This window comes from Rhizobium sp. LjRoot30 (assembly GCF_964253915.1).
Classification (GTDB): domain Bacteria; phylum Pseudomonadota; class Alphaproteobacteria; order Rhizobiales; family Rhizobiaceae; genus Metarhizobium.
Genome location: NZ_CAXUSG020000009.1, coordinates 154366 through 176924, shown reverse-complemented (window position 1 = coordinate 176924; position 22559 = coordinate 154366). Strand labels below are relative to the sequence as shown.

At 61.9% G+C, this 22559-nt stretch carries 21 protein-coding genes; 14 read left to right on the top strand and 7 right to left on the bottom strand.

The features are described from left to right. Nucleotides 1-86 precede the first annotated feature (86 nt). Genes ACSQ3I_RS18875 through ACSQ3I_RS18865 form a run of 3 tightly spaced genes read left to right on the top strand, consistent with a single transcriptional unit; the run spans nt 87 to nt 2700 of the window. On the top strand, nt 87-584 hold the full coding sequence (locus ACSQ3I_RS18875) for a MarR family winged helix-turn-helix transcriptional regulator (protein WP_436001532.1): 498 nt from the start codon (nt 87-89) through the stop codon (nt 582-584). 1 nt (nt 585) lies between these two features. Next, nucleotides 586-1287 carry a response regulator gene (locus ACSQ3I_RS18870; protein WP_436001531.1) on the top strand — a complete coding sequence of 234 codons (702 nt, stop codon included), beginning with the start codon at nt 586-588 and terminating at the stop codon, nt 1285-1287. A 33-nt stretch (nt 1288-1320) separates the two neighbouring features. Beyond that, nucleotides 1321-2700, top strand: coding sequence for an ATP-binding protein (locus ACSQ3I_RS18865; RefSeq protein ID WP_436001530.1), 1380 nt, complete (start codon nt 1321-1323; stop codon nt 2698-2700). Nucleotides 2701-2711: 11 nt separating this feature from the next. On the opposite strand, the gene otsB is transcribed toward ACSQ3I_RS18865, so the two are convergent. After that, entirely contained in the window at nt 2712-3509 is a 798-nt protein-coding gene (gene otsB / locus ACSQ3I_RS18860; protein WP_436001529.1) for a trehalose-phosphatase, read from the bottom strand. Between the two features lie 161 nt (nt 3510-3670). Here otsB and ACSQ3I_RS18855 point away from each other — a divergent pair, with 161 nt between their 5' ends. Both ACSQ3I_RS18855 and ACSQ3I_RS18850 read left to right on the top strand, forming a co-directional pair. Continuing rightward, the gene (locus tag ACSQ3I_RS18855) at nt 3671-4780 is read left to right on the top strand and encodes an ROK family protein (protein WP_436001527.1); all 1110 of its coding nucleotides are present in this window, start codon (nt 3671-3673) and stop codon (nt 4778-4780) included. A gap of 80 nt (nt 4781-4860) precedes the next feature. After that, nucleotides 4861-5442, top strand: coding sequence for a DUF1349 domain-containing protein (locus ACSQ3I_RS18850; protein WP_436001525.1), 582 nt, complete (start codon nt 4861-4863; stop codon nt 5440-5442). Nucleotides 5443-5751: 309 nt separating this feature from the next. Here ACSQ3I_RS18850 and ACSQ3I_RS18845 read toward each other — a convergent pair whose 3' ends face one another. The 4 genes from ACSQ3I_RS18845 to ACSQ3I_RS18830 form a co-directional block, all read right to left on the bottom strand. Then, nucleotides 5752-6093 carry a tRNA-binding protein gene (locus ACSQ3I_RS18845; protein ID WP_436001523.1) on the bottom strand — a complete coding sequence of 114 codons (342 nt, stop codon included), beginning with the start codon at nt 6091-6093 and terminating at the stop codon, nt 5752-5754. A 10-nt stretch (nt 6094-6103) separates the two neighbouring features. After that, nucleotides 6104-6925: a pyrroline-5-carboxylate reductase gene (proC, locus tag ACSQ3I_RS18840; protein ID WP_436001521.1), complete on the bottom strand. Its 822-nt coding sequence runs from the start codon at nt 6923-6925 to the stop codon at nt 6104-6106. A gap of 2 nt (nt 6926-6927) precedes the next feature. Further along, nucleotides 6928-7428 carry a YbjN domain-containing protein gene (locus ACSQ3I_RS18835; protein WP_436001519.1) on the bottom strand — a complete coding sequence of 167 codons (501 nt, stop codon included), beginning with the start codon at nt 7426-7428 and terminating at the stop codon, nt 6928-6930. A 409-nt stretch (nt 7429-7837) separates the two neighbouring features. Then, entirely contained in the window at nt 7838-8098 is a 261-nt protein-coding gene (locus ACSQ3I_RS18830; protein ID WP_436001517.1) for an accessory factor UbiK family protein, read from the bottom strand. 200 nt (nt 8099-8298) lie between these two features. On the opposite strand from ACSQ3I_RS18830, the gene lgt reads away from it, so the two are divergent. The 7 genes from lgt (at nt 8299) to ACSQ3I_RS18795 (ending at nt 15320) form a co-directional block, all read left to right on the top strand. Next, nucleotides 8299-9129 (top strand): prolipoprotein diacylglyceryl transferase, encoded by an 831-nt coding sequence (gene lgt / locus ACSQ3I_RS18825; protein WP_436001515.1) that lies wholly within the window; start codon nt 8299-8301, stop codon nt 9127-9129. A 13-nt stretch (nt 9130-9142) separates the two neighbouring features. After that, nucleotides 9143-10243, top strand: coding sequence for a class I SAM-dependent methyltransferase (locus tag ACSQ3I_RS18820; RefSeq protein ID WP_436001513.1), 1101 nt, complete (start codon nt 9143-9145; stop codon nt 10241-10243). A gap of 127 nt (nt 10244-10370) precedes the next feature. After that, nucleotides 10371-11159: a peptidoglycan editing factor PgeF gene (gene pgeF, locus ACSQ3I_RS18815; RefSeq protein ID WP_436001511.1), complete on the top strand. Its 789-nt coding sequence runs from the start codon at nt 10371-10373 to the stop codon at nt 11157-11159. A 1-nt stretch (nt 11160) separates the two neighbouring features. Further along, nucleotides 11161-12312, top strand: coding sequence for a M24 family metallopeptidase (locus ACSQ3I_RS18810; RefSeq protein ID WP_436001509.1), 1152 nt, complete (start codon nt 11161-11163; stop codon nt 12310-12312). Nucleotides 12313-12418: 106 nt separating this feature from the next. After that, nucleotides 12419-13138 (top strand): hypothetical protein, encoded by a 720-nt coding sequence (locus ACSQ3I_RS18805; RefSeq protein ID WP_436001507.1) that lies wholly within the window; start codon nt 12419-12421, stop codon nt 13136-13138. A 127-nt stretch (nt 13139-13265) separates the two neighbouring features. Further along, nucleotides 13266-14198: a ribose-phosphate pyrophosphokinase gene (locus tag ACSQ3I_RS18800; RefSeq protein WP_109461919.1), complete on the top strand. Its 933-nt coding sequence runs from the start codon at nt 13266-13268 to the stop codon at nt 14196-14198. 225 nt (nt 14199-14423) lie between these two features. Next, nucleotides 14424-15320 (top strand): hypothetical protein, encoded by an 897-nt coding sequence (locus ACSQ3I_RS18795; protein ID WP_436001505.1) that lies wholly within the window; start codon nt 14424-14426, stop codon nt 15318-15320. A gap of 37 nt (nt 15321-15357) precedes the next feature. Here the strand turns inward: ACSQ3I_RS18795 and ACSQ3I_RS18790 are convergent, their stop codons facing one another. Together ACSQ3I_RS18790 and ACSQ3I_RS18785 are read right to left on the bottom strand one after the other, a co-directional pair. After that, nucleotides 15358-16815, bottom strand: a complete 1458-nt coding sequence (locus ACSQ3I_RS18790) for a hypothetical protein (RefSeq protein ID WP_436001503.1) — start codon at nt 16813-16815, stop codon at nt 15358-15360. A gap of 89 nt (nt 16816-16904) precedes the next feature. Continuing rightward, the gene (locus ACSQ3I_RS18785) at nt 16905-19040 is read right to left on the bottom strand and encodes a putative bifunctional diguanylate cyclase/phosphodiesterase (protein ID WP_436001501.1); all 2136 of its coding nucleotides are present in this window, start codon (nt 19038-19040) and stop codon (nt 16905-16907) included. Nucleotides 19041-19327: 287 nt separating this feature from the next. Between ACSQ3I_RS18785 and ACSQ3I_RS18780 the strand changes: the two genes are divergently transcribed. Together ACSQ3I_RS18780 and ACSQ3I_RS18775 are read left to right on the top strand one after the other, a co-directional pair. Next, nucleotides 19328-19927 (top strand): 50S ribosomal protein L25/general stress protein Ctc, encoded by a 600-nt coding sequence (locus ACSQ3I_RS18780; protein ID WP_436001499.1) that lies wholly within the window; start codon nt 19328-19330, stop codon nt 19925-19927. 244 nt (nt 19928-20171) lie between these two features. Beyond that, on the top strand, nt 20172-22559 hold the full coding sequence (locus tag ACSQ3I_RS18775; protein ID WP_436001497.1) for an EAL domain-containing protein: 2388 nt from the start codon (nt 20172-20174) through the stop codon (nt 22557-22559).

The following is a 22559-nucleotide window of genomic DNA, read 5'->3' as shown; positions in this document are numbered from 1 at the left end:
CCAGCGACGAAAATTTATGTCAACAAGGCTGACATATCTTGGCGATTCTTTCGTCGCAGACGGGTTACAGGAAAGGAAGTGCCGAGGTGTCACGACAGTCGCATGCAAAGGCTGCCAAACCGGAACCGCTGGAGACGGCGCTCGGCAATACGGAGACAATCGATTTCGAGATCATCGAGCTGTTGTTCTTCTCCTACCGCGACTTCGTGTCCGATCCGGATGCCATCCTTGCCAGCAGCGGTTTTGGGCGGGCGCATCACCGCGTCGTGCATTTCGTCAACCGCGAGCCGGGCATGACGGTGGCCGACCTTCTGGATACGCTCAACATCACCAAGCAGAGCCTGGCACGCGTACTGAAGCAATTGATCGATTCCGGCTATATTCGCCAGGTGGCCGGCCCGGAAGACAGGCGGCAGCGTAAGCTTTACCCGACACAGGCCGGGCGCGACCTGGCGCTGGCGCTGGCCGAGCCGCAATCCCGCCGTATCGCGCGGGCATTCGAGAAGGTGCCGCCGGAAATGCGCCCCGGCGTAAAACTGTTCCTCGATGGCATGCGCGACCGCAAGACATCGGAAGCTGGATGAGATGACGACAAAGACGCCCCTTTCCGACGATGCCGCCCACCTTCTGGTCGTGGACGACGACACGCGCATCCGCGCCCTGCTCAACCGCTACCTGGTGGAACAGGGCTTCCGCATCACCGTCGCCGCCGATGCGGCGGAGGCGCGGCGCAAGCTCAACGGCCTGGATTTCGATCTCATCATTCTCGACGTGATGATGCCGGGCGAATCCGGCCTGTCCTTGACCCAGAGCCTCACCGCCATCAAGAAGGTGCCGATCATCCTGCTGACGGCGCTCGCCGAATCCTCCGCGCGCATCGCCGGTCTTGAGGCCGGCGCCGACGACTACCTGCCGAAGCCTTTCGATCCGCGCGAACTGGTGCTGCGCATCAACAACATCCTGCGCCGCAACGTGCCGAGCGGCGCGCCGAAGATCGAGCAGGTGATGTTCGGCCCCTATACCTTCTCCATCTCGCGCAAGGAGCTGAAGAAGGCATCGGAAATCATCCGGCTGACCGATCGCGAGCAGGAGATCATGTTGCTCTTTGCGCTGCGCGCCGGCGACACCATTCCGCGCCACGAACTCGTCGGCAGCGATGCCGAGGTGGGCGAGCGCACCATCGACGTCCAGATCAATCGCCTGCGGCGCAAGATCGAGGACGACCCGGCCAATCCGGTCTGGCTGCAGACCGTCCGCGGCATCGGCTACCGGCTGAGCATCGATTAGCCCGATAGCCGATCAACTTGAGGGGCACGCCCGATGGCAAGCTTCGACACTCTAAGGCGCGATCAGGAACGCGGCACGTCCACGGGATTACGCTCTATGGGGCGCTGGCTGCGTCGGCAGCTGCCAACCGGCCTTTACGCCCGGTCACTGCTGATCATCCTCATTCCGATCATCCTGCTGCAGACAGTCATCGCCTTCGTGTTCATGGAACGCCACTGGCAGATGGTGACGCAACGGCTTTCGACCGCCGTCACCCGCGACGTCGCCGCCATCATCGACCTGATCGAGCTGCACCCGCAGAACCAGGATGTTTCCGACATCATCCGCATCGCCCGCGAACGGCTGAACCTGACGGTATCCATCGAGGAAGGCGGGCAACTGCCGCCGCCGCGGCCAAAACCGTTCTTCTCGATCCTCGACGAAATTCTCTCCGACGAAATCAACAAGCAGATCCACCTGCCCTATTGGATCGACACGCTCGGCGATTCCCGTCTCGTCGAAATCCGCATCCAGCTCGACAACAAGGTGCTGCGCGTCTTTGCCCGCCGAAGCCAGACCTATGCCTCGAACACGCACATCTTCCTGCTCTGGATGGTCGGCGCGTCGCTGGTCCTGATCGTTATTTCGATCCTGTTCCTGCGCGGCCAGATCCGGCCCATCCTGGCGCTGGCGAAAGCGGCGGAAAGTTTCGGCAAGGGGCAGAAGTCGCCCGACTTCTCACCGCGCGGCGCCGACGAAATCCGCCGTGCCGGCCTCGCCTTCATCCTGATGCGCGAGCGCATCGAGCGGCAGATCGAGCAGCGCACCGCCATGCTGACGGGGGTCAGCCACGACCTGCGCACCATCCTCACCCGCTTCAAGCTGCAACTGGCGCTCGCCGGCGACAATCCGGACCTGCAGGGCATGGGCGAGGATGTCGAGGATATGCAGACGATGCTGGAAGGCTACATGGCCTTCGCCAAGGGCGAGACGGAAGAGACCGTCGGCCAGCTGAAGCTGAGCGCCCTCTTCGACAAGCTGCAGGTGGACGCCGAGCTGCACGGCAAGACGATGACCTACCGCATCGAAGGCGACGACGAGGTTTCCGTGCGGCCGAATGCCTTCACCCGCCTGCTGACCAATCTCGCGACCAACAGCCGGCGGTACGCCAACACGCTCGACATCGAAGCCCGCCACGGCGTGAAATGGCTGACCATCACCTTCGACGACGACGGGCCGGGCATTCCGGAAAACGCCCGCGACGACGTGTTCAAACCGTTCTTCCGTCTGGATGAAGCACGCAACCTCGACGCGTCGGGCACTGGCCTCGGCCTTGCCATCGCCCGTGACATCGCCCGCAGCCACGGCGGCAACGTCACGCTGGGTGATAGCCCGAAGGGCGGCCTGCGGGCCGTGGTGCGCATTCCGGCGTGATTGCAGGCCGGTCAGGCAGCAATCATTGCCAAAGCAGATCGGATGTAGGTGGGGGAAACGGCGCGGCTCTGCGCGCATGTGGTCGCCGCGGCAAAACCGACGCGGATGGAATGGCCGCCACGCGCATTGGCGACGGCAAACATCGATTCGTCCGTCAGGTCGTCGCCGATGGCGAGCGGCAGGCGGTCGGTAAACGGCGGCTCCTGCATGAAACGTTCCACCGCGTCGCCCTTGCTGGCGCGGGCGGGGCGGATTTCGAAGACCATCTTGCCAAGCTGCAGCGCCCATCCCGGCCCCGCCTCCTGCACATAATGGCGCATGCGCCGCTCCAGCAGCGCCTCGTATTGCGGCGCCAGTCGATAGTGCGCGGCCACCGCCGCGCCCTTGTCCTCGATCAGCACGCCCGGCAGGTTTTCGGCCTCGCGAACGAGCGCCGCCTTGACCGCCTCGAATTCCGGCGTCGGCGTCGCAAAAATCATCCGGCCGTCGGCGGCCCGCATTTCCGCGCCATGCAGGCCGGCCAGGGGAAAATGGTGCGGCCGGAACAGGGCGTCGGCATAAGGCAATGCCCGCCCGGTCACCAAAGCCATGGCCCCACCCATCCTGTCGGAAATCTGGTGGAGATGATCGGGCAGCGTTTCCGGCACGACGATCTCGTCCGGCGTCAGCGCCAGGTCGAGAAGCGTGCCGTCAATATCGAGAAACAGCGCCCACTGGTCGGGACGCGCGCCGATCCGCTCGAAAACCGCGTCGGTGATGCGGTCGGTGTCGGTGGGGATTGTAGGTTCGGTCAACTGTTCTTCGCTCATGCAAAACGAGGTAGGTCAGCCCGGCGCGAAGGCAAGTTTTTCGAGACGATAACGCCCCGCGACCGAAAAGCCGATGATGGTAACTCATATTCTCCCTGCGCCGGAACCTCCCTCCCTTCTCCGCGTTTTCGCCGACATGCATGACGGCAGAAGGAACCTCGATGGCCAAAACCAAAGCACGAAAGACGCAGGATATCGCCGCCCCGATCATCCATGGCGCCGAAGACCTGCCTTCGGTGATCGTCGATAACTACAACATCGAGCTGCGCGACAAGGACGGCTTCATCGGCGACCGGGCGCGAAAATCCGCCTTCCTGGAAAAGCTCGACGAATGGCGCAAACGCGTCAGCAAGGGCGGCGACGATCCGCTCGGCGACAAGCCGACGAAAGAACTGTCGAAGAAGAAGATCGATGCACTGCTGCACGGCGAAGACAAGGAAGCCGCGGCACTCATCATCGGCGCAATCGATGATTTTGCCGGAGAGTTGACCCATGTCCTCTCCCGCTACCTGAAGCAGGAAAACTGGAAACAGACGGAGCGGGTTGTCGTCGGCGGCGGTTTTCGGGAAAGCGCAGTGGGCGAACTGGCCATCGCCCGGGCCATGGTTCTCCTCAAGGCGGAGGGTTGCAAGATCGAGGTCGTGCCGATCCAGCATCACCCCGACGATGCCGGCCTGATCGGCGCTGCCCACCTGATGCCAGCCTGGATGCTGAAAGGCCATGAAGCGATCCTCGCCGTCGATATCGGCGGCACCAACATCCGCGCCGGAGTCGTCGAGCTGCGCATGAAGGAGGCGCCGGATCTTTCCAAGGCACGCGTCTGGAAATCGACCCTCTGGCGGCATGCCGACGATGCGCCCCGGCGCGGCGCCACCATCGAGCAGCTCGTCGACATGCTCAAGGATCTGATCGGAAAGGCCGAAAAGGCCAATCTCATCCCGGCGCCGCTGATCGGCATCGCCTGCCCCGGCATCATCGAGGCGGACGGATCGATCGACCGGGGCGGCCAGAACCTTCCCGGCGGCAACTGGGAAAGCGAGCGGTTTAACCTGCCGGAAGAGCTGACAAAGGCGATACCGGAGATCTGCGACCACCCGACCTTCGTCATCGTCCACAACGACGCGGTCGTCCAGGGTCTGTCGCAGATCCCGTTCATGCAGGATGTGAGCGGCTGGGGCGTGTTGACCATCGGCACCGGGCTCGGCAACGCCCATTTCACCAACCGCAATGCGCCGGAAAAGCCGAAATCGAAAAGCGAAGCAAAATCCTGACACCACGACAGGCGCCTGTTTACGCCTGCCCGGAAAAGGGTAAAAAGACGAAAGCGAAACCGTTTTCCGGGAGGGCGTCGATGTCGGTGGATTTCAAGACGATGAACTGGCTCAACCCACCGCCTTCCAGCGAAGAGCGCGACGGCCGGCTGGTCGTCCGCTCGGGTCATCACACCGATTTCTGGCAGAACACCTATTACGGCTTCGAGCACGACAACGGCCATTTCCTGCATGGCTGGCGCAAATCGGATTTCACCATGGAAGCGACGTTTTCCGGGCGCTACGAACATCTTTACGATCAGGCCGGCCTGATGGTGCGCCACGATGCCAAACACTGGATGAAATGCGGCATCGAATATACCGATGGTCACAGGCATTTCAGCACGGTCGTCACCAACCAGCATTCCGACTGGTCCGCCTTCCGTCTCGACGGTGATTTCGATGCCATCTCGGTGCGTGTCACCCGCATGTTCGATGCGCTGTTCATCCAGTACCGCACCGATCGCATGGACGACTGGCGCATGGCCCGCCTCGCCTACTTTCCGCCGAATTTTCCGGAACTGGCCGTCGGGTTGGTGTTCTGTTCACCGCAGCGGGAAGGGTTCGAGGCGGAGTTCCACGACCTGTCGATCGGCGATCCGGTGACGCGGGATATTCACTGATAGCGGTGCGAGTGTGGCTTGCCCCTCACCCTAACCCTCTCCCCGCAGGCGGGGAGAGGGGACTTGCCCCGCTCGACGTTGAGTGTGGCGGAGACAGTGCGGCATAACACCTTCTCTCCCGCGGGGAGAAGGTGGCCCGAAGGGTCGGATGAGGGGGCGCCTGCCGCTTGCGGGGAGATGGGAACGTGCCTCGCGCAGCGTTGAGCGTGGCAAAAACGGCGCGGCATACCCCTTCTCCCCGTCAAAACGGGGAGAAGGTCCCGGCAGGGGGATGAGGGGCAAAACCGCTTACGCCACCCCGCAAATGGCTTAAAGCAGCTTCTTGCCGTTCGGCACCATCTTGTCGACCGCGGCGAGAACGATGGCTCCCGCCTCGTCCTCGAAACCGAGGGTCAGCACCTCGGAACGCATCGGCCCGATCTGGCGCGGCGGGAAATTGACGACGCCGAGGACCTGGCGTCCGACAAGCTCTTCCGGCTTGTAGTGCACGGTGATCTGCGCCGAGGATTTCTTGACGCCGATCTCCGGCCCAAAATCGATCAGCATCTTGATCGCCGGCTTGCGCGCTTCCGGAAAGGGTTCGGCCTCTACGATGGTGCCGACACGAATATCGACGCGCTCGAAGTCGCCATAGGTAATTTCTTCGGCCATGAAAGGGTCCTCAGCCAGCCAGTTCCTGCGCCCGTTTGCGGGCAGCCTCGACCGCCTTGTCGAACAGCGGCTGCATGCCGTCTTCCGCCATCAGCACGGAGAGTGCTGCAGCCGTGGTGCCGCCGGGCGAGGTGACGTTCTGGCGCAGCCGCGAGGCATCGTCGGTGGACTGGTGTAGCAGTTCGCCCGCTCCCGACACGGTTTCGCGGGCAAGCCGCATGGCGAGGTCCGCCGGCAGGCCGGCCTTGCGACCCGCTTCCGCCATGCACTCGACGAGATAGAAGACATAGGCCGGGCCACTGCCCGAGACGGCGGTCACCGCATCGATGTCATGTTCGGCCTCGACCCATTCGACGGGACCGCTGACCCGCAGCAACGCCTGCACGTGGGCACGTTGCTGATCGGTGGTGCGGGCATTGGCATAAGCCCCCGTGACACCGCGGCCGACCATGGCCGGCGTGTTCGGCATGGCGCGAACGGTTGCAGCCTCGCCGAGATGCTTTTCAAGAGAAGCGACGGTCTTGCCGGCGGCCACCGAAACGACGACCGTCTCGGCTCCAACCAGAGGCCGGAACGGCGGCAGCACCGCATCCATGACCTGCGGCTTGACCGCGATGAAGAGAACACCGGCCTGCAGGCCTGCGGGCGGCGTCGCCTCGTGTCGGGCGCCGGCATCGCGGATCAGCGAGAGCATGGCTTCGGAGGGGTTGGGATCGACGACGATGACGGAAGATGCCGGCACGCCGTTCTTCAGCCAGCCGGTGAGCATCGCTCCGCCCATGTTGCCGGCGCCGATGAGAACGATCGGCCCGGCGGAAAACGACGGCGCCATGATCACGCTTCCCCGACGGTTTCGAACAGCACGGCCGCCATGGCGCTCTGCGCGTCCATGCCCGACCAGACGACGAACTGGAATGCCTGGTAATAGGCTTCGCAGGCATCGAGCGCGCTGGAGAGCATCACTTCCACCTGCTGGTTGTTCGGCTCGGCGCCACCGGACAGGAGCAGAGACTGGCGGAAGATCACCACATCCTCATGGCGCCACAGGTCGAAATGCCCCATCAGCACCTGGCCGTTGATGTGCGAGAGAAGCCGGATGACCTCGTTGACGCGCGTCTCCGGCACCTTGATGTCGAAGGCGCAGGCGACATGCAGCGCCTCGAATTCTTCCATCCAGGAAAAGGAGACGTGATAGTCGGCCCAGCGACCCTCGACCGTCATGGCGATTTCGTCCTCACCCGACCGCTCGAACGTCCAGTCGTTGTTGGCAGCGACGAACTCGATCATGTCGACCGGGTTGGACTGTCGTTGAATTTCCATTTCCATCAGGCTCATGCGGCACCTTCTCGACCGGAATGAATGCGACGTTGCGGAGCGGACACCGAAAGACACACGCGATTTACCGGAAACAACACTTCGGACGATCGTCGAACGGAAGGCGGGGAAACGCTTACACCCTGCCCGAGCCTGACCAGCCCCGTTTCGAATCATCATTTAAAATCAGTGTATAATGCCGGAGTCTCAACGCCAGCCCCCGGTGGTAAATTTTGCCTTAATGGGTGTGGATAGGTGCTGCGAATTTGATTCAGCAGCGCGCCATAAACGACTCTGGAAATTGGCTTTTTTGGCTATGTCCACAGGGTGGAAAAATCACCCGTTTTTACTGTTGGAAACGCGGAGACCGGACTGGCCCCCGCGTCGAATATCGCGCCGCAGCATGAAAAATGGAAAGCGTGACTCAGCTTCAGCGGGCTTCGGCAGAGAGACGCGCTTCCAGCGCATCGAGCCGTGCCTTGAGGGCGTCGTTTTCATCGCGCGCCTTCACGGCCATCTCGCGCACGGCTTCGAATTCCTCGCGCTTGACGAGGTCCATGCTGTTCAGCAGGCGCTCGATCTGGGCGTTGAAGGCCGTTTCCACCTCGCGGCGGACGCCCTGCGCGGCACCGGCGGCATCGGTCATCAGCTTGGCAAACTCGTCGAGAATGCGGTTCGGTCCGGTGGACATGAAACTGGCTCCTTCTTGCTGCAGTCAGCACCGGGCTCTCGCTTCGCCGGCGCCTTTTCAGGGAGGTAGGGTCTTCAAAAGCCATATGCAAGGAGAATCGCCGTGCTCCGTTCCGACGATGTCTTAGGATAGAACAAGAATCGGCTTGACCGTACAGGATTAGGACGCCATTTTCCGCTTCCAGCCAAAGGGTTACGAATTTGCAGACAGTCGCGCACCTCCTTTCGATCATGCCCTTTCCGGATATCGATCCCGTGGCGCTCCAGCTCGGCCCGCTCGCCATCCATTGGTATGGCCTGGCCTATGTCGCCGGCATCCTGCTGGGCTGGCTCTACGCTCGCAAACTGGCGGCAAAGGCAGCGCTCTGGCGCAACGACACCCCTGCCCTGACACCGGTCCATCTGGACGACTTCCTCATATGGGCTGCGGCCGGCATCGTGCTCGGCGGCCGGATCGGCTACATCCTGTTCTACGATCTCGCAGCCGTCGTCGCCGAGCCGATCCGGGCAATCCAGATCTGGAACGGCGGCATGTCCTTCCACGGCGGCCTAGTCGGAACCATCCTGGCGATGGTCATCTTTTCCCGCCGCAACGGCATCGCGCTCTGGAGCATGTTCGACGTCATCGCCGCCGCCGCGCCGATCGGCATTTTTTTCGGCCGCATCGCCAACTTCATCAACGGCGAACTCTGGGGCCGGCTGACCGACATGCCCTGGGCCGTGGTGTTTCCGACCGGCGGCCCCTTCGCACGCCACCCGAGCCAACTCTACGAGGCGGCACTGGAGGGCATCCTGCTTTTCCTGTTGCTGGCGGCGCTGATCTTCGGCGCAAAGGCCCTGAAACGCCCGGGAACCGTCAGCGGCTGGTTTATCGGTTTTTATGCCGTGGCCCGCATTTTCAACGAGTTCTTCCGTGAGCCGGACGCCCAGATCGGCTATCTTGCCGGCAACTGGCTGACCATGGGCATGATCCTGTCCCTGCCGATGCTGCTGCTGGGAATCTGGGCCGTGCTGCGTGCCCGAAAGACGTGATGCGGAGATCAGTGTGAGCACCCGTCTCGGAGACAAGATCAAGGCACTCATTCGCGCCAACGGGCCGATCAGCGTGACCGACTATTTCGCGCTGTGCCTGGCGGACCCGGAGCACGGTTACTACAAGACGCGCCATCCCTTCGGCCATGCCGGCGATTTCATCACCGCGCCGGAGGTGAGCCAGCTGTTCGGCGAAATGCTCGGCGTCTTCATGGTCCACACCTGGCAGCGCCACGACACGCCTGCCCATGTCCGCTTCGTCGAAATCGGCCCCGGCCGCGGCACGATGATGGCGGATATGCTGCGCGTGATCTCTCGCATCGCTCCCAGCCTCTACGGCACGATGACCGTGCACATGGTCGAAACCAGCGACAAGCTGAAGGACGTGCAGCGCGAAACGCTGGCCACCCATGCGCCGAAGGTGGTCTGGCACGATTCCTTCGATCAGGTGCCTGCCGGCTTCACGCTGCTGGCCGCCAACGAACTGTTCGACGCCATCCCCATCCGCCAGTTCGTCAAGTCGCCGACGGGTTTCCGGGAGCGCATGGTCGGGCTCGACAACAACGACGAGCTGGCTTTTGCCGTTGGCGTTGCCGGTATCGACCCTGCCCTGCTGCCGGCGCCGGCGGCGAGCGTGGAAAACGGCACGATCTACGAAATCTCGCCGGCCCGCGAAGCCGTGATGAACACCATCTGCGAACGGCTCAAGGCCTCCGGCGGGTCGGCCGTCGTTATCGACTACGGCCACCTGGTCTCCGGCTTCGGCGATACGCTGCAGGCGATCCGCAAGCATGAATACGATCCGCCGCTGGCCCATCCGGGTGAAGCGGACCTGACCAGCCACGTCGATTTTGCCAGGTTGGCGCAAACGGCGCTCGCCTGCGACGTCCAGGTCAACGGCATGTCGCACCAGGGCGATTTCCTGCTCGCGCTGGGGCTGGAGGAACGCGCCTCCGCGCTCGGCCGCGGCAAGGACGTGGCGACCCAGCACGACATCCGCGCTGCCGTCGAACGATTGGCCGGCGAAGGCGAAGGCAAGATGGGCGAATTGTTCAAGGTTCTTGTGGTTTCCAGTCCGCCGATCGATCTCGGCCGCTTTCGGGCGGTGGATTGACAGAGCGGTCCGCCATGGGCCAAGGTCCGGCCAAAATGCGCCGCAGGATGCGATTTGCCGCCCCCTCCGAACGGAGAAACGTGCCGGTCCGTCATGCGCAGCGCCAGGAAGAATGAGGGCGGCAAACATGCAGGATGAGGCTTCGCCACGGCCGATCGTCAGCGAGCGGCTGGCAGGCTCCGGGCATATCCGGCACGGTTTCTTCACCCGCCAAGGCGGCGTGTCCGAGGGACTGTATCGCGGCCTCAATGTCGGGTTGGGGTCTAACGACGATCCGCTGAAGGTGCAGGAAAACCGCGCCCGCGTCGCCCGCTGGTTCGGCGCGCCGGCCGATCGGCTGGCGACCGTCCACCAGGTGCATTCCCCCGACGTCGTGGTCGTTGATGCCACCTATGCCGGCGACCGGCCGAAAGCCGATGCCATGGTGACGACATCGCCCGGCATCGTTCTCGGCGTGCTTTCCGCCGATTGCGGCCCCATCCTCTTCGCCGACCCTGAAAACCGCGTGATCGGCGCCGCCCATGCCGGCTGGAAGGGGGCGCTCGACGGCGTTCTCGAAAACACCATCGAGGCGATGTTGTCCCTCGGCGCCCGCCGCGAGGCGATCACCGCCGTTCTCGGCCCGTCGATCAGCCAGGCGAGCTATGAAGTCGGCCCGGAATTCGTCGAGCGCTTCGTACAGCGCGACGCCGGCTACGCCGAATTCTTCGCGCCGTCGCAAAAGAGCGGCCATGCGATGTTCGATCTGCAGGGCCTCACCATCAAGCGCCTGCGCGATGCCGGCGTCGCGGCGGAAAACCTCGCCATCTGCACCTATCCCGATACGGAGCGCTTCTTCTCCTATCGCCGCACCACCCATGCCGCCGAGCCGGATTACGGCCGGCAGATCTCCGCAATCGCAATTCTGGAGGCTTGAAATGGCACTGCACTTCGAACGCGCCGAATATTCCGCTCGCCTGGAACGCCTGACTGAGAAGATGCGAGAAGAAAAGCTCGATGCCATGCTGCTTTTCGCCCAGGAAAGCATGTACTGGCTGACCGGCTACGATACCTTCGGCTACTGCTTCTTCCAGTCGCTGGTGGTCAAGGCGGACGGCAGCATGGTGCTCATCACCCGCTCCGCCGACCTGCGCCAGGCCCGCCACACCTCGACGATTGACAACATCGTCGTCTGGGTTGACCGCCTCAACGCCGATCCGACGATGGACCTGAAGAACCTCTTGTCGGAAATGGACCTGCTCGGCGCCCGCATCGGCATCGAATACGACACGCACGGCATGACGGGCCGGGTCGCCCGCCTGATCGACAACCAGCTGATGAGCTTCGGCCAGATCGTCGATGCCTCGTACCTCGTCAGCCGGTTGCGGCTGATCAAGAGCCCGGCGGAGATCGCCTATGTCGAGCGCGCCGCCGAACTCGCCGACGATGCCCTCGACGCAGCACTCGCGCTGATCGCGCCCGGCGCCGACGAAGCCGATATCCTCGCCGCCATGCAGGGCGCTGTCTTCTCCGGCGGTGGCGACTATCCCGCCAACGAGTTCATCATCGGCTCCGGTGCCGACGCCCTGCTCTGCCGCTACAAGGCCGGCCGCCGCAAGCTCGACGCCACCGACCAGCTGACGCTCGAATGGGCCGGCGCCAGCGCCCATTATCACGCCGCCATGATGCGCACCGTGATCATCGGCGAGGCCACCCATCGCCACCAGGAACTCTATAACGCCTGCCTGGAGACCATCCGCGCCATCGAGACGGTGCTGCGTCCCGGCCATACCTTCGGCGACGTCTTCGACACCCATGCCAGGATCATGGACGAGCGCGGCCTCACCCGCCACCGGCTGAATGCCTGCGGTTATTCGCTTGGCGCCCGCTTCTCGCCATCGTGGATGGAGCACCAGATGTTCCACGCCGGCAATACCGAAGACATCCTGGCCGACATGTCGCTGTTCGTGCACATGATCATCATGGATTCCGATACGGGCGCCGCCATGACGCTCGGCCAAACCTACATGACGACAGCCGAAGAACCGCGGGCGCTGTCGCGTCATCAGCTGGATTTCCTCAGCCGCTGACCGCTTTCGAAATCGTTTGAATAAAAATCGAGAGATTGACAGGTGCGGCGGTCCGCACCCATAAATTCCCGGGGAGTATGACAAACTGGTGAAAGGGTGGAGTCGCGTGCACACCGTCAGAACCGTCTCCGTTGCCGGCGCGCTGTTGTTGTGCCTGTCCTCCTGCAGCACGACCGACGCCCTGACACCGCAGGTCGACATTCCGAATGCGACAACCCAGTCAACGCCCGTGACGCAGGCGGAAGCCGAAAACCTGGCGAGCAACAACGCCGTCGGCGACACCCCGCAATCCTTCGAAACGGACCAGCGGGTCGACAACAACCGGCAGACCGGTTTTCGCCCGCAGAACACGCTGCAAGCCCAGGCCGATGCACTTGAAAGCGGCAACCAGTCCGGCGCCGTCCAGCGGCAGGAAACGACGGAAAACCGGACCACTGCGCTTGCCACGCCGCAAACGTCGAACGGCACCATCCGCTTCCTGCCGATCATCGGTGCACCGGTTCAGGCCGTCACGCCGCTTTCGCGGCAGCTCGGCGCCGAAGCGCGCGCTCATGGGCTGACGATCAAGAGTTCGTCCGACCCGAGCAGCGACCATATCCTCAAGGGCTATTTCTCCGCCATCAATGACGATACGCAGACAACGATCGTTTATGTCTGGGATGTGCTCGACGCCAATGGCGGCCGGCTGCATCGCATCCAGGGACAACAAAAAGTCGATGGCACCAGCGCCGAACCGTGGGCGCAAGTGCCGGCCTCGGCCATGCAATCGATCGCGCGTGCCACCATCGAGGAGTACCTGCGCTGGCGCGATGCGCGGGCCGGCTGAGGGGAGTGTTTAAAAATTGTCATATAGTTTTTAGAGGAAAAAAAGCGCGAGTGCTCCAAGGCACTTGCATTCGCGATCAAGGGCGTTAATAAGCCCCCATCAACAAGGGACCAACGGACGGGCCACAATGAAGGTTTTCGCAGGCAATTCGAACCGGCATCTCGCCGAAGCGATCTGCAAATATCTGAACGTTCCCTTAGGAAAGGCCAGTGTCAGGCGGTTTGCCGACCAGGAGATCTTCGTGGAGATCCAAGAGAACGTCCGCGGTGAGGACGTTTTCCTGGTGCAGTCCACGTCGTTCCCGACAAACGACCACCTGATGGAACTGTTGATCATGATCGACGCGTTCCGCCGTTCCTCGGCCCGCCGCATCACGGCCGTCATTCCCTATTTCGGTTACGCCCGCCAGGACCGCAAGCCCGGCCCGCGTACGCCGATCTCCGCCAAGCTGGTCGCCAACCTGATCACCGAAGCCGGCGCCGACCGCGTGCTGACGCTCGATCTTCACGCCGGCCAGATCCAGGGCTTCTTCGACATCCCGACCGATAACCTCTATGCCGTGCCGATCCTGACGCGCGACATCAAGGAAAACTACGAGCTCAAGAACGTCATGGTGGTTTCGCCCGACGTCGGCGGCGTGGTGCGCGCCCGCGCGCTTGCCAAGCGCCTCGACTGTCTGCTCGCCATCGTCGACAAGCGTCGCGATCGGCCGGGCGAATCCGAAGTCATGAACGTCATCGGCGACGTCAGCGGCAAGGATTGCATCCTGATCGACGACATCGTCGATTCCGGCGGCACGCTCTGCAATGCAGCCGAAGCCCTGCTCAAGAATGGCGCCACCAGCGTCACGGCCTATATCACCCACGGCGTTCTTTCGGGTGGCGCGGTGACCCGCATCGCATCGTCGAAGTTGCGCGAACTGGTGACCACCGATTCCATCCAGCCGACCACGGCAGTGCAGTCGGCGCACAATATCCGGGTGATCTCCACCGCCCAATTGCTCGGCGAGGCGATCAACCGCACCAGCCACGAAGCATCGGTCTCGAGCCTTTTCGACTGAGGCTAAGGCAGGCGGCTCGAAGCCGCCTGTGACGCACCGCACTGGACTTGGCCGTCAATTCGGTTACTGATCTGTTTATAAGTTTGACCATTTCTGACAAAACTGCGCAGCAGTGCAGCAGTTTTGCGTCTGAAATTGTATAAAAATAAAAAGCAGAGCATTTTCGCGATTCTAAGAAGAAGTGAATGTGCGCCGGGGACGCTTAACCAGACACATCGGTATCCAATGGCTTTGACGGCACTTGACCTCGTCACCCATCCGCGTTTTTACGAATGCATTCGAGAGCAATCCCGAATGCTGCTGGACATGGCGGCGCAAAATGCCCGGCATGCATCCGTCTTCTCGACACAGCAGCGCTGGCTGCTCGCACATCTCGGCCTGTCGCTTTATTTCGAACGCACCGCCGCCAATCCCACCGGCGGGCTGATCAACGCCCGGTTCCTGGAACTGGTGCAGGAATTCAATATCGCCAGCCGTAACACCGCCGACTCCTTCATGAAGGAGATGATCCACTACAAGGCGATCCGCTACGTCTCCGACATCAAGGGCAAGCGCATGCGCCCGCTGGAGCCATCGGAAATCACGCTGGCTGCCGTCAGCGGCTGGCTGGCCGTGCATCTGTCCGTCCTCGACCGGCTGGATGGCGGCGGTCGCATCGCGGTATTCGCAGCCCAGCCCGAGACATTGCTCGCCCGTGTCCAGCCGCGCATCGCGCATGGACTTTTGTCGTCGAAGGCGGTGCGGGAGCCGGAAGACACCTTCTCGCTGTTCACCTGGCTCAACAATGGCGGCATCGTCATGGATTCGCTGATTGCCGGCATCTCGGAGACGGATCCGGAGGCCGATCAGGTTCCGACCGACGTCCAGTCGGTCGCCGATCTTGCCGGACGTCTGATGCTGTCGCGCACCCACCTGACACGCAAGCTGCGCTCGGCGGAAGCCATGGGCAGCATCGGCTGGACCGGCCGGCGCGGGCAATCGATCATGTGGGTTTCCCGCGCCTTCCGCCAGGAATACGCCAACGCCCAGGCGACCAAGCTGGCGATCATCGACGAGGCCTTCGAGGCGATAACCGGCATCAAGACAGCTCAGCCCGCCGCCCTGGAGCGAGCTGCAGGCTGAGAAGATCTGCGGTTCCCTGTGAGCAATCAGGGCGCCTTCAATCGGCGCCCTTGATCTTCTGGCCGTTGACTTCAACCGAACCGTCCTCGGCAACGGCAACATCCCAGCGCTGGCGGCCGTCCGGGTCAGCCTTGGCGAAACCCTTGATCATCATCAGCCCGAAGGAAACCTGGTTGAACTGCGGTTCAGCCTTTGCCGCCTCCTGGAAGTAGGCGATCGTCTTGTCGTAGTCGCGGGCGAAAATCGTCGCCTGCATGGCAACCCGCTTGCTGTCGTCCGGATAGGTCTTCATCTGGCCGGTCATCTCGACGTCGTAGGCCTCCGATTTCGCAGCGATGCGATCGAAATTCACCGTCACCTTGCCATCCGGGAAGATCATCTTGGCGAGTTCGGCGCTCTGCTCGTCGCTCAGGGCCTCGCCGCGGGAAAGGTCGGCCTGGTCAAGGGCGGCATTCAGGAAGCCGCCGAGATTCATGTCCGGCATGCTGAAGGAAAACTCGGTCTCCTGCGGCAGCAGTGAGAGGAAGGCGGCAGGCACGGCCGCGGACGAGACCGAAGGCTCCCGCGCCTTGACCGACACACCGAAGCGGGTCGCATTGGTAAGACCGGTCATCTGCAGCCCATAGTCGAGGCTCTTGACCGAAAAATCGCCCTGCGGCGTGGCGACACGCAGATTGTTCAGCGTGATCGTCTCGTCGAGCGAGGTCATCAGCGGCAGCGCCTTGCGGATCAGGTCCTTGAGGCGGGCCTGCTCGTCGGCGGCAAGCTCGTCCTGCTTGACGTGGTCGAGAACGAAGATCACCAGATCGCGCAGTTCCGACAGCAGCATGCCCTTGATGCCGGCGTCGAAGACCAGCGAATCCGCATGCAACTCGACCGGTGGCGCACCGGCGGTGACGACCTTCTCATAAAAGGTGTTGAGGCTGCCGTTGACCTTGATATCGGCGGTCCCGCCAGCTCCTTCCGCCGTATCGACGGTGTAGACCATGTCGGCGAAGCTCGCATCGACCTGCTCGCCCCCCTTGGTCACGTTGAGCTTCAGGTCCTTCGCCTTGAATTCGCCGTTGCGGAAATAGGTGATCGCCGGATCGAATAGGCCGGTATAAGAATAATTGCCGATCGAATAACGGATGTCGTTGAAGACATCGGCCACCTTGGTGCGCACCGTCATGTCCATGCGGCCGCCGCTCTCGACCTTCCACAGCCCGCCATCCGCCGGTTCGGCGAACATCGACATAGGCTTGAGGCCCTCGATGGTGGTGTCCGGCGGCGCGTCGGCTTCGATCAGTTTCGAGAAATCGACGACGATCTCGTAGCGCCGGCTGGCAGGCTGGACGGTGATAAAATCGCTAGTGGCGAGTTTTTCGGGAAGATAGTGCGTCAGGCTGCTGCGCAACTCCGCCGCCCCCTTCGCATCGATCTCCGCCGCCTGCAGAGGCACGGCGAAAAGACCCGTTACGGCAAAACCTGTGGCAGCGATTGTTCTGAGTTGCATCTGCGGCTCCCTTGTCGCTCGTGGCGCAGGCATAGTGAAATTGCCTGCGCCACGATGTCAACGCCAGAGAGCTTACATAAAGCAGTGCTTTATGCAGATGCTGCAAAACGAGGCGAAGTATTTTTTCCGTCCTCGATGGTGGTTACGCGGCTCGCCGTTGCCATCGGCTGGCCTTCGGTGGAGTTTACCGATGCAGCCGGCACCGCATTGACGAGGTGCTCGATGTCGGAACGCGGCGTCGGCCGGCCGAAAAGATAGCCCTGCACCTGAAGGCAGCCTTCCTCGCGCAGGAATTCGATGTGCTGCTCGGTCTCGACACCTTCCGCCAAGACCGGAATATCGAGGCTGGCCGCCAGAATCAGCGTCGAGCGAATGATCGCCGCCGACTGGCGGTTGGTCTCGACGCCATCGACGAAGGCCCTGTCGATCTTGATCTTGTCGAAGGGGAAGCTCTGCAGCGTCGACAACGAGGAGTAACCGGTGCCGTAGTCGTCCATGGCGATCTTGACGCCGAGGTTCTTCAATTGCCGGATGGCATGCAACGCCCGCTGCTGGTCGGCAACGATGCCGCTTTCGGTGATCTCCAGCTCCAGCCGGCTCGGGGAGAGACCGCTGTCGATGAGGATCTGCTGCACCGTCGCAGGGAACTGCGCATCCGCAAGCTGCTGTGCCGCGACGTTGACGGCGATCTTCAGCGGGTTCTTCCACTTGGCCGCCTCGATGCATGCCATGCGCAGCACCCATTCGCCCAGTTCGAGGATGAAGCCGGTCGTTTCGGCAATCGGGATGAAGTCACCCGGCGCAATCATGCCACGCTGGCCATGCCGCCAGCGCAGCAACACTTCGAAACCGATGATGTCGCGGCTGACCGTATCGTTCTGCTGCTGGTAGAAAAGCTCGAACTCGCCCTTCTCGATGCCGTGGCGCATCTCGATGGCCAGTGCGCTGCGTTCCCGCGCCGCAAAATCCATGGAGGCGTCATAGAAGCAGATGTTGCCCGAGGCGGTGTTCTTCGCCCTGTACATGGCAACATCCGACTGCGCCATCAGGTCATCGAGCGTCTTTCCGTCGAGCGGATAGGTCGAGACGCCGACGCTGCTGCTGATCGAAAAAACCTGGTTGTTCCATTCGATGGGACGGGAGATCTGGTCGAGAAGGCGCTGCGCCATCGCGGTTGCTTCCGCGCGGCTGTAGCACTGTTCCTTGACAGCAACGAATTCGTCGCCGCCCATCCTCGCCAGGAACTCTCCGGCGCCAAGGCATTGGCTGGTGCGCTCCGCGATCGTCCGCAGCACCGCGTCGCCGGCGCTGTGGCCATGGACGTCGTTGATTTCCTTGAAACGATCGAGATCGAAGGAAAGGACGGCAAAGCGGGCGGTATCGTCCAGCCGGCAGTTTTCGAGGACGGTGGCCAGATGTTCGTTGAAGGCGGCGCGATTGGGCAGGCCGGTCAGGGGATCGTGCAACGACAGGTGCCGGTATCGTGCCACGGCCGCCATGTTGGTCTGGCTGTCGATGGCATAGGTCGACGCGCCGAGGGATAACAGCAGCAGCGTAATCATCGTCACGCCGAAACTCATAAAGTAGCTGGACAGCAATTCGGTTGGTTCGACCACCCGCGGGTCGAAGACCACGTTCAGCGATGCCATCCCGGTAAAATGCGTCGAGGCAATGGCTGCGACCAGCGCCGCAATCGCCCAATACCGGCAGAATTTGGTCGACGGCCGAACGACGCGATTGGTGGCGAGCATGCCGAACGACGCGCCGAGGATGATGGAGGCGATCACAAAGGTACGGTCATATTCGATGGTCCCCTGCACCATGTAGGCCGACATGCCGCTATAGTGCATGACCGCGATACCGAGACCGATGATGCCGCCGCCGGCTTCCACGAAGAGGCTGCGCCGGCCGTAGGTCGCAAACGCGAAGCCGACCATCGCCGTCGCGACGGCCAGAAACAGCGACAGCAGGGTCACCGACGGCTCGTAGGACGATATGGCTTCCGGAAGATACCCGAGCATGGACAGGAAGTGCGTCGTCCAGGTCGTGGCACCACCCATCGTACCCGTCAGGAACAGCCAGTTCAGGCGCTGCAGGCCGGTGGTCCGGCGCGCGCGCGAAAACAATCGGATCGTCAACATGCATCCCAGCACGCAAACGGCAACCGCTGCGGCGATGTACCTCAGATCGTGGTCGATGATGAGGCATGAGAAGACTTGTATCATGGGCATGAATTCCATTGCGGCACTGTCCAGCTCATTTCATACTTAAAACAGATGTGGGAAGGGTTTCGAAGCGTGGTAAAGTGAAACCTAATGGGCGACGGATGGGAAAAGGGCCGGCCTGAAAGCCCGCGGCGCTTGATATCGCCCGCGCTTTATACTATAGCGCGCGGGTCCGCGTAGACACCCTTGGAGGCAACGCGGATGAGGCCACCATCAAATGGCCTCCGGTTCTGAGCCACAGTCGGAAGACGGCCGGAACTCTCCAAATAACCTCGAAAGGAAATGCCATGAGCCACGCAACTTACGAGCTCAAGGCCGAGGCGCGCGAACGGGTTGGTAAGGGGTCCTCCCGTGAACTTCGCCGCAACGGTTTGATCCCCGCTGTCATCTATGGTGACAAGCAGGCCCCCATCGCAATCGCCCTGTCCACCAAGGAAGTGACCCAGCGCATCCACGCCGGCGGTTTCATGACCACCGTCGCCACCATCGACGTCAACGGCGAAAAGATCAGCGTCCTGCCGAAGGACTACCAGCTCGATCCGGTCCGTGACTTCACGATGCACGTCGACTTCCTGCGCGTTTCGGCCAGCAGCAAGGTTACCGTCGAAGTTCCGGTTCACTTCGTCAACGAAGAGAAGTCCCCGGGCATCAAGGTCGGCGGCGTTCTGAACATCGTTCGCCACGAAGTCGAAATGCACTGCCCGGCCAACGACATTCCGGAATTCCTCACCGTCGACCTGACGGGCGCGAAGATCGGCGACAGCATCCACATCTCGCATGTGAAGCTGCCGGCCGGCTCCACCCCGGTTATCACCGACCGCGACTTCACGATCGCCACGATCGTTGCTCCGGCTGGTGGCATAGACGAGTCTGCTGCAGAAGCATAAATCTCGGTTCCGAGACTAAAAATACGAAATCCCGTTTCCTTCCGGAGACGGGATTTTTTTATTTAAAATTTTCAACAATGCTGCCAAGATATTTCCGGTGAGGCGTCAAGAATACGATTCCCCTCTTTGCTGGCTTCAGCAAGCATTAAGACTTTTATGGAACGATTTGCTACTTTTATAAAAACATAGGAGCTGGACCGATGGGGGACTCGGCCGTCAGGAACATGAGGCGGAGAACGGAGTGATGCGACACTCCGTCGAAAGCCGGTTTTTGGCGATCGTATGTGCCGCGTTGCTGCTGTTTGTGGCGCCCCTCTTCGTATTGTTCCTGGTGCTTTCGTCCGAAAGGGCCGTCAAAGACCAGCACGACCATATTTCCATTCTGCTGACCGTGAACCAGCAGGCCCTGGGCAAGCCGCTTTGGGAGCTTGACCAGGAAAGCGTTTCCCAGATCATCGCGACCATTCTGGCAGACCCGAGCGTGACCGCCGTCAGCGTCCGCGATATTTCCGGCAGCCTCAACGTCACCCGCCCGACCTTTTCGACTTTCGCTTCGCCGAGCACGGAATCCATCAGTCGCGACATCACCTACGAGACGCCGACCGGTCAGAAGAACGTCGGCTTCATCACGGTCTACTTTGAGGCGCTGGGTGTCTTTTCCTCCCTCAAGCAGATCGAGGTCGGCTTCATCTCGATCTTCATCTTCGCGGTGATCGCCGTCTTCGGCGCCGCGATCATCGGCAACCGGCTGATCGTCATCACCCCGCTCCTCCGGCTGTCCGATGCCATCGCCGCGACCCGGCGCCTTGGCTCGCGCCATCACGTCGACTGGCAGTCCGCAGACGAAATGGGCGCGCTGGCGAAGAGCTTCAACGAGATGCAGAGCACGCTGGAACGCGAGGAGCGCGAGTTGAAGCTGGCGCACAAGCGTGCCACCGATATCTACAACCTGACACCCGCCATGCTTTTTTCGCTCGATCCGGACGATCGCATCACGGCGGTGAGCAATTACTGGCTTGTGGCCACCGGCTACGAGCGCAACGACATCATCGGCCAGCGCTTCGAGGACAAGGTTCATCCGGGCAGCCGCGGCAAGTACCGCGCCCGCAAGCAGGAGGGCAAGGGCGAGAAACGCACCCTCGACGTCACGGTGAAGTTCATCTGCGCCGACGGGCAGTTGATGGACGTGCTGATCATCGAATCCGAAAAGGCGGCGACCGAGGGTGAAAACAGCGAACACCTGTCGCTGAGCGTCATGACTGACGTCACGGAACTGAAGAAGGCCGAGGATCGCAATCACCGCCAGGCCATCACCGACCATCTGACGGGACTGATGAACCGCCAGGGGCTGGAAGCGACGCTGGCAGAAAAAATCCGCGAAGCCGATGCCAGCGAGCAGCAACTGGCCTTCCTCTTCATCGACCTCGACCGGTTCAAATGGATCAACGACCATCTCGGCCATGCTGCCGGTGATGCGGTGCTTTGCCAGGTTGCCGGGAAAATCGCGCCGCTGCTGCGGCAGAACGACAGTGCGGCGCGACTTGGCGGCGATGAATTCGCTATCGTCCTCCTGTCGGACGAGGCCGAAAAAGTGGCCCTCGATATCGCTGCCAACCTGTGCGCGATCTTCGACGCCCCTTTCCCGGTGGAAGGCACGGAGACGCGGCTGAGCGCCTCCATCGGCATCGCGCTTTATCCCCAGCATGCGACGACCGCCGCCGGCCTGCTGCAGAAATCCGACATGGCCATGTATGCCAAGAAGCACGACGGCAAGAACGGCGCGCTGATGTTCGACAATTCCATGATGGACAAGGCCCGCATCCGCGCCGAAATCGAAGCGCATATCGAGGAAGGCCTGGCGCAGAACTGGTTTGACGCCTACTTCCAGCCGATCATCGACCTCAACAGGCAGCGTGTTACCGGCTTCGAGGCGCTGATGCGCATGATCCATCCGCAAAAGGGCATCCTGCCGCCGGGCGAGATCATCAACGTGGCGGAAGAAACCGGCTCGATCTCTCGCCTCGGCAACGTCATCCTCGAACGCGCCATCAGCCATCTTGCCACGGTCAGCCGTGTGCCCGGCATGGAGGATTGTTACCTCGCGGTCAATTTTTCGCCGCTGCAGTTCGAGCCGGCCCTGCCCGCCCGCATCACTGCGCTGCTGACCCGCCACGACATCAAGCCCAGCCGCATCGTCATCGAGATTACCGAGGCGGTGCTGATGCACGACAACCCCGAAATCCGCCGCATCCTCGACGAAATCAGCCAGTTCGGTTGCCGGATCGCGCTCGACGATTTCGGCACCGGCTATTCGTCGCTGAGCTACCTCAACCGTTTCCCTGTCGATCTCGTCAAGATCGACCAATCCTTCGTCAGGTCGGTGACCGACCCCGATCCGGATGTGCGCCAGAAGAGCCGGATGCTGGTAGAAGGCATCACGACGATTTCCCACAAGATGGGCTGTACCGTGATCGCCGAAGGCGTCGAGACGCATGATCACTGGATGCTGCTGAAACAGATGGGCGTTGATTGCGGTCAGGGCTACTTCTTCGCCCGGCCGCAGGCCGTGCATCGGCTTTTGGAAACGATCGCCGAAGAGCCTTTGCAATCTATGGCGATGGGAGCAGCGTGA

What these genes read in the sequence shown, in the direction of transcription:
- ACSQ3I_RS18785 (WP_436001501.1), bottom strand. Translation starts at nt 19,040, where the DNA reads ATGATACAAGTCTTCTCATGCCTCATCATCGACCACGATCTGAGGTAC.
- ACSQ3I_RS18855 (WP_436001527.1), top strand. Translation starts at nt 3,671, where the DNA reads ATGGCCAAAACCAAAGCACGAAAGACGCAGGATATCGCCGCCCCGATC.
- ACSQ3I_RS18800 (WP_109461919.1), top strand. Translation starts at nt 13,266, where the DNA reads ATGAAGGTTTTCGCAGGCAATTCGAACCGGCATCTCGCCGAAGCGATC.
- otsB (WP_436001529.1), bottom strand. Translation starts at nt 3,509, where the DNA reads ATGAGCGAAGAACAGTTGACCGAACCTACAATCCCCACCGACACCGAC.
- ACSQ3I_RS18835 (WP_436001519.1), bottom strand. Translation starts at nt 7,428, where the DNA reads ATGAGCCTGATGGAAATGGAAATTCAACGACAGTCCAACCCGGTCGAC.
- ACSQ3I_RS18845 (WP_436001523.1), bottom strand. Translation starts at nt 6,093, where the DNA reads ATGGCCGAAGAAATTACCTATGGCGACTTCGAGCGCGTCGATATTCGT.
- ACSQ3I_RS18850 (WP_436001525.1), top strand. Translation starts at nt 4,861, where the DNA reads ATGTCGGTGGATTTCAAGACGATGAACTGGCTCAACCCACCGCCTTCC.
- ACSQ3I_RS18810 (WP_436001509.1), top strand. Translation starts at nt 11,161, where the DNA reads ATGGCACTGCACTTCGAACGCGCCGAATATTCCGCTCGCCTGGAACGC.
- ACSQ3I_RS18870 (WP_436001531.1), top strand. Translation starts at nt 586, where the DNA reads ATGACGACAAAGACGCCCCTTTCCGACGATGCCGCCCACCTTCTGGTC.
- ACSQ3I_RS18780 (WP_436001499.1), top strand. Translation starts at nt 19,328, where the DNA reads ATGAGCCACGCAACTTACGAGCTCAAGGCCGAGGCGCGCGAACGGGTT.
- ACSQ3I_RS18775 (WP_436001497.1), top strand. Translation starts at nt 20,172, where the DNA reads ATGCGACACTCCGTCGAAAGCCGGTTTTTGGCGATCGTATGTGCCGCG.
- proC (WP_436001521.1), bottom strand. Translation starts at nt 6,925, where the DNA reads ATGGCGCCGTCGTTTTCCGCCGGGCCGATCGTTCTCATCGGCGCCGGC.
- ACSQ3I_RS18790 (WP_436001503.1), bottom strand. Translation starts at nt 16,815, where the DNA reads ATGCAACTCAGAACAATCGCTGCCACAGGTTTTGCCGTAACGGGTCTT.
- ACSQ3I_RS18830 (WP_436001517.1), bottom strand. Translation starts at nt 8,098, where the DNA reads ATGTCCACCGGACCGAACCGCATTCTCGACGAGTTTGCCAAGCTGATG.
- pgeF (WP_436001511.1), top strand. Translation starts at nt 10,371, where the DNA reads ATGCAGGATGAGGCTTCGCCACGGCCGATCGTCAGCGAGCGGCTGGCA.
- ACSQ3I_RS18795 (WP_436001505.1), top strand. Translation starts at nt 14,424, where the DNA reads ATGGCTTTGACGGCACTTGACCTCGTCACCCATCCGCGTTTTTACGAA.
- ACSQ3I_RS18865 (WP_436001530.1), top strand. Translation starts at nt 1,321, where the DNA reads ATGGCAAGCTTCGACACTCTAAGGCGCGATCAGGAACGCGGCACGTCC.